At 36.6% G+C, this 6,388-nt stretch carries 6 protein-coding genes, 1 tRNA gene and 1 pseudogene; 3 read left to right on the top strand and 5 right to left on the bottom strand.

From position 1 onward, the window contains the following. The first annotated feature begins 170 nt into the window (after positions 1-170). From ACQV2P_RS06900 to ACQV2P_RS06890, 3 genes and pseudogenes are all read left to right on the top strand, one after another. A tRNA-Arg gene (locus ACQV2P_RS06900) sits at positions 171-244 on the top strand. 156 nt (positions 245-400) lie between these two features. Next, on the top strand, positions 401-868 hold the full coding sequence (locus ACQV2P_RS06895; RefSeq protein WP_428893189.1) for a hypothetical protein: 468 nt from the start codon (positions 401-403) through the stop codon (positions 866-868). A gap of 104 nt (positions 869-972) precedes the next feature. After that, a pseudogene (locus ACQV2P_RS06890) lies at positions 973-1,107 on the top strand (rhodanese-like domain-containing protein); the annotation flags it as partial. 97 nt (positions 1,108-1,204) lie between these two features. On the opposite strand, the gene efp reads toward ACQV2P_RS06890, so the two are convergent. The 5 genes from efp to recN form a co-directional block, all read right to left on the bottom strand. Then, positions 1,205-1,768, bottom strand: a complete 564-nt coding sequence (gene efp / locus ACQV2P_RS06885; RefSeq protein WP_428874295.1) for an elongation factor P — start codon at positions 1,766-1,768, stop codon at positions 1,205-1,207. 94 nt (positions 1,769-1,862) lie between these two features. Next, positions 1,863-2,429, bottom strand: coding sequence for a peptide deformylase (def, locus tag ACQV2P_RS06880; RefSeq protein WP_428874293.1), 567 nt, complete (start codon positions 2,427-2,429; stop codon positions 1,863-1,865). A gap of 24 nt (positions 2,430-2,453) precedes the next feature. Continuing rightward, complete coding sequence (hflX, locus tag ACQV2P_RS06875; RefSeq protein ID WP_428893190.1) at positions 2,454-3,683, bottom strand: GTPase HflX; 1,230 nt, start codon at positions 3,681-3,683, stop codon at positions 2,454-2,456. Next, positions 3,676-4,632, bottom strand: a complete 957-nt coding sequence (gene miaA, locus ACQV2P_RS06870) for a tRNA (adenosine(37)-N6)-dimethylallyltransferase MiaA (RefSeq protein WP_428876143.1) — start codon at positions 4,630-4,632, stop codon at positions 3,676-3,678. The genes hflX and miaA overlap by 8 nt, the downstream gene beginning before the upstream one ends. An 11-nt stretch (positions 4,633-4,643) precedes the next feature. After that, the gene (gene recN, locus ACQV2P_RS06865) at positions 4,644-6,368 is read right to left on the bottom strand and encodes a DNA repair protein RecN (protein WP_428894800.1); all 1,725 of its coding nucleotides are present in this window, start codon (positions 6,366-6,368) and stop codon (positions 4,644-4,646) included. Positions 6,369-6,388 lie beyond the last annotated feature (20 nt).

Raw genomic sequence — 6,388 nt, 5'->3', positions numbered from 1 at the left:
TCCCATCATTTTCCCTCCTATCCTTTTCATCATTTATTATAGTGGATAGTGGGACTTTTTGATTTGTGTTCTCTTGAGACATTATCATTTACGTTTAACATTATCATTTACGTTTAACAAAAACAGCTTGACAATCAAAAAAAAAAAAACTATAATAATGTAGCTGTTATGTGCCAGTAGCTCAGCTGGATAGAGCAACGGTCTTCTAAACCGTAGGTCGCAGGTTCGAATCCTGCCTGGCATATTTTATAACATTAAACCACCTCAATTGTTCTCTATTAATAGAGTTCGTTGAGGTGGTTTTTATTTTGATTATTTAATATTCTGATAGGTTGCTTCTACTTATATAATTATTTCACAGATGTTTATTACCATTTATTACTCAATAGTACTAAAATACATGAAGGAAGGATATTATAAAAAAATCACAAATATACTTTTAGTATTTTTATTATCACTAGGTCTTAGCTCGTATAACAGTTTTATTGCATTTGCAAGTGACACGGAGAACTCAAGTGCTGAAACAGCTGAGCGTGAGTTAAATGGAGATAAAGCTGATTTCAATCGTTTCAATGGAGTTTATATCGTTGATGTCAATTATTTGGCTTCCAGATTTGGCAATTCAGATACTATAATTATTGACACCCGCGGTCAAAAAGAAGCAAAAAAAGGCCATGTTTCAGGAGCAATTGCTAAATCTGATATTCAATTGGTTAAAGATCAAATAACCTTAGAACCAGTGGAAGCAACTGTCAAAGATATCGATCGTACAGCTGTTATTGATACACACAAATTAACTGAGACAATTGCCGATTATAAAATCCTTGACTCACTTAAAAAAAGGTGGTCATTTGCCTGGCGCAATTAATATTTCATATACAGAATACAGACCTTTATAATGAGGAGGTTTTATTAAAATCAAATGAAGAATTCGAAGCTCTTTTCATAGAATAAGGATTTAATAAAGAGGATGCCATCGTCACTTATTGTCCAAGCAATATTCGTTCGGCCTATATGCAATTAATTATGGAAATGTTAGGTTTTGAAAATGTTAAGAACTATGAAGGTTCTTATTATAATTGGGCAACCTTTACTGAACTTGATTAACTGATTAAAAGCCCCTTGCTGAATCTTTAATCAGCAAGGGGCTTTTATCTTCGAACAATCATGATATAAAAAATTCATTAAGCTGCGTCTTTTAAACTTATTTGTTAGCTCTTCCCTTATAAGATCCGTCAGCTGTTCCAATTTCTAATGCTTCACCTGCTTCAATAAAATCAGGGACGTTTACAACTAAACCTGTTTCCATTGTAGCCGGCTTGCCTGAGCCAGTAACGGTTGCTCCCTTAATCGAAGGTTGAGTTTCCGAAACAGTCAAGACAACCGTACCTGGTAATTCAACTCCGATTACTTCATGACCGAAGAATTGAATTTTACAGTTCATATTATCTAATAAATAGAATAGCTCATTTTCAATGGTATCAGCTGGCAGTTCATATTGCTCGTATGTTTCTAAATCCATAAACACAGCCATACCGTCCATTTTGTAAAGATATTGAACTTCTTTAGTGTCTAAATATGCGCGTTCAAACTTTTGATCAGGTCGAAAAGTAGTATCATAGGTTGCACCTGAGCGAACATTACGAAGCTTCATACGCATAACAGTATTTCCTTTACCCGGTTTATGGTGACTAGCTTCTAAAACTTTAATCAAGTTTCCCTCGTCCACAAAAGTCATACCGGCTTTTAAATCTGTTGCTGAAATCATCTTATCTTCTCCTAACTTCTTCAAATTACTTAAGTATTATATCATAGAATATTAAATTCAAACAATCTATTCTCTAGATTAGCTAATACTTAAACTAAATTATTATTAAATCCTTGTTAGCATACCAAGGCGCTTGCTCATTAATATGATCATAAAACATGATACCATGCAAATGATCAATTTCATGCTGAGCTACCACAGCTTGATAATTCCTTAATTTTAAACTATGTTCATTCCCTTCCAGATCTTGATACTTGAGTGTTATTCTTTGTGGACGAGGCACATAACCTTCTACTTCACGATCCACTGATAAGCACCCTTCACCTTCACTTAAAGCGACTTCCTGAACAGAGTGTCTCGTAATCACTGGGTTAACGAAAATTTGACTCATTTCTTCACCAGAAATGTTGCCTTCATCATCAAATTGATAAATATGCATAGCAAATATCTGTTTGCTTATATTTATCTGTGGGGCTGCTAAACCTACCCCCGGTCTTAACCCATATTTTTCTGCTTTTTCCTTATCTTGGCTATTCTTTAGAAACTCTAACATTTCCATGGCTTTTTGTTTTAACGAAGGATCCATTGGGAAAGTTACCTTTTTTGCTTTTAAACGCAAGGTTGGGTGACCTTCTTTAATAATATCTTTCATCGTTAACATTTTCATCCTCCTTTATAGTCTCTGCTAGTCATTTTGTTTACGACGGTATCCTGTCACTCGATAGAATTGATTTTCTTCATCGAAGTCTAAACTCTCGACTAGCGTATTTTGTTGGTAATGCGATAAGAGGTCTGCTTCTTCGGGTAAAATTTTTACAGAGTATGCCTCAGCTGACTGAATACAAAGAGCCCAAATCGCTTCTTTTAATTTTTCAATGTCCGTCGCTTCTAAAGCGGAAATCGTTATATTTGGTTTTTGAACAGCAACAAATGACTCTTCCATTGCATCTTTTTTATTATAAACCGTTAAAACCGGAATATGGTCTGCTTCAATATCTTTCAAAATACGGTTGACTGTTTCTTCATGCATGAGATGGGCAGGATTGGAAGCATCAACCACATGTAGTAAGACATCCATATAACGGATTTCTTCCAATGTTGACTTGAAGGATTCGATTAATTGAGTAGGTAGTTCTTCAATAAAACCGACGGTATCTGTCAAAGTAAACATTGGGTGACCATGAATGGCAAATTGTCTAGTGAGAGGATCTAGAGTGGCAAATAATTGATCTTGTACGAAAGTTTCACTTTCCGTTACTTGACTCAAAATAGTCGATTTGCCAGCATTAGTATAGCCTACTAAGCCAATGTTAAACTCACGACCACTGTGGCGATTTTCGCGTGTTCGTTTACGATGCTGCACCACTTCCTGCAAATCTTTTTTTATTTGGGTAATGCGAGAGTGGATATGACGGCGATCGGTCTCTAATTGCGTTTCACCTGGACCTCTGGTACCAATCCCTCCTCCCAAACGAGACAGTGACTTACCTTGGCCACCAATTCTTGGTAATAAATATTGATATTGCGCTAAGCCAACTTGTAGCTTTCCTTCGCGACTCTTAGCTCGCATGGCAAAGATATCGAGGATTAATTGAACACGGTCAATGACTTTCACACCTAATTCAGCCTCAATTACTTTGTTCATACTTGGTGAGAGTGCATTAAAAAAGATAACTAGATCAATAGCGTCACTTTCTACATAGAGCCGGATTTCTTCTAACTTGCCAGACCCAACGGCAGAATGATGATTGAGTCTGGGTAAGTTTTGTATCATTGTTTTAATGACCACACCCTTTGCTGTTTGGGTCAAGGATTCCATCTCTGAGATTAATTCCATAAAACGATCTTCTTGATAAGTATCCGTTCGGATACCCACTATTAGGACTCGTTCAGGCCCTTTTCTTGTTTCAATCATTTTTCTCCCTTTCAATTTCTTCTAGGAAATTTGCGATTAATTCATTTGCTTCATCTTCATAATCTGGATTGCTTAAATCAATCCAATGCTGATTTTTCATGCGGTTACGATACCAAGTTAATTGTCTTTTTGCATAGCGCCGGCTATTTTGCTGGATAGTCGTAATCGTTTCTTTAAGTGATTGATTTTGCTCAAAATAAGGCCACCACTCTTTATAGCCAATACCTTTCATACTTGAAAGCTCTAGATTTTTGTTAAGCTGATACAGCTGATGGACTTCATTTTCCAATCCTTCTTCGACCATTAATTCAACTCTGCGGTTAATTCGACTATACAATTCCTCGCGCGGACGATTTAAAATAATCAATAATTCATTAAACCGTGATTGACGGTTACTTATATCGGTCTGACTTGAAAAAAGTTTGCCTGTTTGCTTAATAACTTCTAAAGCTCGTACAATCCGACGGCCATTTTGTATTGGGATTTTCTTTGCAGCTAAAGGGTCGATAGCATTCAATTCTTGCCATAGAATACCTTCGCCTTCGTTTTGCAATCTTTCTTCTAAATGTTTACGGTAGTGAGAATCCATTGATTCCTGACCACCAAATGAAAGGTCATAAAGTAAACCCTCTAAATAAAGACCTGTCCCCCCCACTAATATGGGCAAGTCTCCTTCCGCCGAAATTTGTTCGATTGCACGATTGGCATCGGCCTGAAACTGACTGGCATCATAATTATCTTGCGGGTCGTAGATGTCTAAGAGATGGTGAGGTACTCCTGACATTTCTTCCGATTTAATTTTTCCTGTTCCAATATCCAATCCACGATATACTTGCATTGAATCCGCATTAATAATCTGCCCTTTGAAACGTTTAGCCAAACGGATTGAAAGAGTGGTTTTCCCAACTCCTGTTGGTCCTGTAATCACTACTATCGGTAGTTTATTCAAACAAAAACCCCCTAATTCTTTTGATAGGATGTGAGCAGGTCTTGAGCTACTTGTAGACTGGATTCAGATTGTACTTCACCAGACATCATGCCAGCAATCATGGCTACTCGCTCTTCTTCTGATAAATAATCCACTTGTGTAACCGTGCGCTCTTGATTAATTTCTTTTTTAATAATTAGCTGTTGATTGGCTGCGGCAGCTACTTGTGCTAAATGGGTGATGCATAAGACTTGTTTATTTTGAGCGATTTTAGCCAGTTTACTCGCTATAGCACTAGCGACTCTACCAGAAACCCCTGTATCAATTTCATCAAATATTAAGGTCTCAACTGATTGATTTCTTGCGAAAATTGTCTTCAAGGCCAACATAAATCGTGAAAGTTCACCACCAGATGCTATTTTAGCCAGTGGTTGACTTTCTTCTCCCAAATTAGTCCTTGAGTAGAATTCAACTTGGTCCATACCCGCTTCATTCAAACGTAAATAAGAATTGGAAAAGAATGGTTGCAAATTAGAATCAGACTCTACCTGTCGCATCTTGACCTCAAATTCAGTATGCGGCATGTAGAGTTCTTTTAATTGACCTTCAACTTCTGAGACAATTGCTTTGGCTGCTTCTTTACGGAGATTGGATATGCTTTGAGCTAATTCAAAGGCTTCTTCATAAGTTTTGAGGAAGGCTTCCTGTGTTTGTTTTTGATAACTTTCAAAATGTTTAATTTGATCAATTTCCTTAACGAGTTCAAGCTGGTAATCGATTAACTCTTCAATATTACGCCCATATTTTTTTTGAACTTTTTCCAACTGACTTAGTCTTCTTTGAATTTCATCCATCACTTGTTCATCATAATCTGGCACATCAAAAGAAAAAGCAATTTCTCGGCTTAATTCTTTTAAATCTACTTGCAGGCCTTGTAAGCGCTCCTCAAATGACAAATATTGATTATCAAATCTTCCCAAGTGCTGTAACAGATAAAGCACTCGCTCAATTTGCTGATCGACACTAGCTTCTTGATCGGTCATTAGCTGGTTGATTTCATTAAGATACTGACTCATTAACTGTGCATTTTGAAGTCTCTTGCTTTGTTGTAGCAGTTGCTGATCCTCATCTGCCACTAAATCTAAATTTTTTAATTCTTCTAACTGAAACTCTAAATAATTTAAACGTTGAAGTGCATCTTGTTCGTCAAATTTCTTAGTTAACAATTGCTGTCTTAAATCTTGATAGTGATTATAAACTAGCTGATATTTTTCTTTAACTTGAAGTAAGCTCTCACTAGCAAAAAGATCCAGTAACTCAAGATGTCGTGAGGAGTCTAACAGAGCTTGATGTTCATTTTGACCATGAATATCTACCAAATAACGACCAATTCGTTTTAGCATGGTCACATTAGCTGGTCGTTGATTAATTTTAATAACATTTCGTCCACTCTTATGGATCTCGCGTTGAATCAAAAGGGCATCTTCTGGATCCTCAATTTCAATTCCAATTGCTTGCAATTGCATTAAGAGCTTTTCATTTCCTTGTAAACTAAAAAGACCTTCAATAAAGAGATTTGGGCTTCCTTTTCGCACAAACTCAGTAGACCCTCTTCCACCACATAAGATACCAATCGCATCAATAATAATCGACTTTCCCGCTCCAGTTTCCCCTGAGAGCACTGTCATCTGTTCATCAAAATCAATAGAAACTTGATCAATAATTGCAAAGTTTTCAATTCTTAAACTGATTAACATAAGGCACCTCTTTGCATTGT

Source organism: Facklamia sp. P12932 (genome assembly GCF_050409545.1).
Classification (GTDB): Bacteria; Bacillota; Bacilli; order Lactobacillales; family Aerococcaceae; genus Facklamia.
The sequence above is the reverse complement of the archived record's forward strand: the minus strand, read 5'-3'. Positions and strand labels throughout refer to the sequence as shown.

What these genes read in the sequence shown, in the direction of transcription:
- ACQV2P_RS06895 (WP_428893189.1), top strand. Translation starts at nt 401, where the DNA reads ATGAAGGAAGGATATTATAAAAAAATCACAAATATACTTTTAGTATTT.
- efp (WP_428874295.1), bottom strand. Translation starts at nt 1,768, where the DNA reads ATGATTTCAGCAACAGATTTAAAAGCCGGTATGACTTTTGTGGACGAG.
- def (WP_428874293.1), bottom strand. Translation starts at nt 2,429, where the DNA reads ATGTTAACGATGAAAGATATTATTAAAGAAGGTCACCCAACCTTGCGT.
- hflX (WP_428893190.1), bottom strand. Translation starts at nt 3,683, where the DNA reads ATGATTGAAACAAGAAAAGGGCCTGAACGAGTCCTAATAGTGGGTATC.
- recN (WP_428894800.1), bottom strand. Translation starts at nt 6,368, where the DNA reads ATGTTAATCAGTTTAAGAATTGAAAACTTTGCAATTATTGATCAAGTT.